Genomic DNA, 2,814 nt, shown 5'->3' with positions numbered 1-2,814 from the left:
CACTGAAACGGACTCTCATCCATTTCAGCGTCGTTCACCGCCGGTTCCATACCCGTGTCCGCGCCGGATCCTCGTGAGACCGGCCACACCACCGCCCGCGTCCAGGCACCCCTGGCGGGACCGCGGATATGCGCCGCACCCCGCTCACGTGGTGGAATCGGGGGCATGGACGAGTTCAGGGAAGAGCCTTCGAAGTACATCTGGCGATGGACCGTCTGGTCCTGGGTGTGCGTGGGCATCGCCGCCCTCATCGTGATGATGGGCCTGACCGGCGGCGGTTCGCTCACCCCGTGGATCATCGGCGCGCTCGCCGTCGCGGTCGTCGGCGGCGTCGGGTTCGGGTTCGTGCCCCGGGCCTCGCTCGGCCAGACCAGGCGGCCCATGACCACCGGGGCCAAGCGGAAGGCCGCCCGAAAGGGACCCCGGAACAGCTGACGGCCGGAGGCTTCGTGCTAATCTGAACCCGCCTTCGGGCAGCATCGCCGATGTAGTTCAATGGTAGAACTTCTGCTTCCCAAGCAGACAGCGCGGGTTCGATTCCCGTCATCGGCTCAGAGATCGAGGCCCTCCCGTCACGGGAGGGCCTCGAGTCGTCTCACCGGGTGCTCAACGCGGTCAGGAGTCCGGCCCGGGCCGCCCCGGCTCGGTGCGTCCCGGCTCGGTCCGTCCCGACCCCGCCCCTGACGACCCGCCCCTGCCGTTGCCGTTGTCGCCACCGCGGCGACGCAGGAGCTGGAATCCGGGGATGCCCTGGACGGCCTCGAGACACTGCTGCGCCACCTCGAGGATCTGGTGGACCTCGGGAGCCACGGTGTCCAACGAGGCGAGCACCGGCATCACGTCGTTCTCGAGACTGTCTCCCAACGCGGGCAGATGGTCGATGAACTGCACGACCGCCTTGATCTCCTCGGAATCGACCGATTCGAGGATCTCGTCGGCGATCGGTTCCAGCAGCGCGATGGTCTTGTCCGTCCACACCAGCACCTCTGTGAGGCGGGTCGCCACCCTCCTGGCGGTCTCCGGCGAGAGTTCGGCGTCGACCAACAGTGCCTCGACGACGGGCTTGACGGGCGCCAGCGCGGACTCGGCGAAGTCGACCATCGGCACGATCCGGTCCATGAGCCCGCCCGCCGAGGTCACGAGCCCGTCCGCGGTGTCGACCGTCGAGCCGACGCGCACCACGACCGCGTCCGCCGAGTCCACCGTCGAGTCGACCCTGAGCACCACGCTGTCCGCGACGTCCACGGTCGCACCGATACGAGCCACGATCCCGTCCGCCGAGTCCACGGTCGACCCCACCCTGCCGACGATCCCGTCAGCCGAGTCCACGGTCGACCCCACCCGGGCGACGATCGAGTCGGCGGAGGAGACCGTGCGCTCGACGTCGTCGACCACCCGGTCGGCCCGCGAGACCGTGGTCCGTACCCCGTCGACGGTCTCCGCGGCCGTCACCACGATCCCGTCGATCGACGACACGGTCCGCTCGACCTCGTCCAACAGTCGCTGGACGCGCCGCACGATGGACTCCACGTCCTCCAGGAGCGCCATCACCCGCGCGGGCAGGAGGAGGAACTCCCGCGCCATCGAGAGCTCCCACTCGACCACCCGGAACGCGCTCTGGACGAGGGACGACGGGGACGGGACCCGCACCTGCATGTCAGCCATGGATCGATTCTGCCCGAACATCCCACCCGGGACCTCCCGATCAGCGCACCATGGAGGAAGCGGCGGGCGGACAGACCGGACAGCGTTCCCGGAAGGGGCACGAGATGAACGCACAGCGGGTCACGACCTTCGATGATCTACGGCTCGACGACGCACCCGAGTACGGAGGGAAGTCGGCCAATCTCGGGGAGATGACGGGCGCCGGGCTCGCCGTGCCGCCCGGGTTCGCGATCGGCCAGTCGGCGTATCTGGAGGCGATGGACGCCGGCGGCGTCCGCGCGCGCCTCCACACCGAGCGGGTGCCGGAGGAGGGACTCACCGAGGCCGAGCTCATCGCCAGGTCACAGGACCTGACGCGGACCGTCGCGCAGGTGGAGCTGCCGGCCCGGCTGCGCGAGTCGATCCTCGAGCACTACCGCGCGCTGGGCACCGACGTCCCGGTCGCGGTCCGTAGCTCCGCCCCCGCCGAGGACGCCGGCGACACGTCATTCGCCGGGATCCACGAGTCCTACACCGACGTCGTCGGCGGGGACGCCCTGCTCGACGCGGTCCGCAGGTGCTGGTGCTCGCTGTGGTCCCCGCGGGCGATGACCTACCGGGCGGTGTCGGGGTACGACGAGGAGCCCTCCATCGCCGTGGTCGTCCAACGGATGGTCCGCTCCGACACCTCCGGGGTGGCCTTCACCGCGGACCCCCGCACCTCCCAGACCGACCGGGTGGTGATTGAGGCGGCCTTCGGACTCGGGGAGGTCGTCGTGGGCGGGAAGGTCGAACCCGACACCTACGTCGTCGCCAAGTCCGACCTGCGCATCCTCACCGCCCACGTGGGCCGGAAGGTCGCGCGGATCGTCGCCGGCCGCACCGGGGACGGGCTGGTGCCCGTCCCCGAGGAGATGCAGACCGCCCGCGTCCTCGACGACGAGCAGGTCCGTGCCGTCGCCCGGCTGGCGATGGCGTCCGAGGCGCACTACGGCACACCGCAGGACACCGAGTTCGCGATCGAGGACGGCGAGCTCTACCTCGTCCAGGCCCGGCCGATCACCACCCTCGCGGGTCGGGCGACGGCCGGGGATCCGGCGGGCGGGGCGGGCGACGCCGGGACCGCGACCGACACCGACGTCGACCCGATCGTCGAGGGACTGGGCGCGG

3 protein-coding genes and 1 tRNA gene are annotated in these 2,814 nt (G+C 70.6%); 3 read left to right on the top strand and 1 reads right to left on the bottom strand.

Annotation, left to right across the window (positions count from 1 at the left end):
* Positions 1-165: 165 nt before the first annotated feature.
* Both G6028_RS15945 and G6028_RS15940 read left to right on the top strand, forming a co-directional pair.
* Positions 166-435, top strand: a complete 270-nt coding sequence (locus tag G6028_RS15945) for a hypothetical protein (RefSeq protein ID WP_017838404.1) — start codon at positions 166-168, stop codon at positions 433-435.
* Positions 436-481: 46 nt separating this feature from the next.
* Positions 482-552, top strand: a tRNA-Gly gene (locus G6028_RS15940).
* Positions 553-615: 63 nt separating this feature from the next.
* Here G6028_RS15940 and G6028_RS15935 read toward each other — a convergent pair.
* A complete protein-coding gene (locus G6028_RS15935) occupies positions 616-1,665 on the bottom strand; it encodes a methyl-accepting chemotaxis domain-containing protein (protein ID WP_241730824.1) in 1,050 nt (349 codons plus the stop codon).
* A gap of 104 nt (positions 1,666-1,769) precedes the next feature.
* On the opposite strand from G6028_RS15935, the gene G6028_RS15930 reads away from it, so the two are divergent.
* On the top strand, positions 1,770-2,814 hold a 1,045-nt coding region (locus G6028_RS15930), incomplete at its 3' end, for a PEP/pyruvate-binding domain-containing protein (protein ID WP_241730823.1).

Origin of the sequence: Dietzia cercidiphylli, assembly GCF_014145145.1 — a bacterium.
GTDB classification, from domain to species: domain Bacteria; phylum Actinomycetota; class Actinomycetes; order Mycobacteriales; family Mycobacteriaceae; genus Dietzia; species Dietzia natronolimnaea.
The sequence above is the reverse complement of the archived record's forward strand: the minus strand, read 5'-3'. Positions and strand labels throughout refer to the sequence as shown.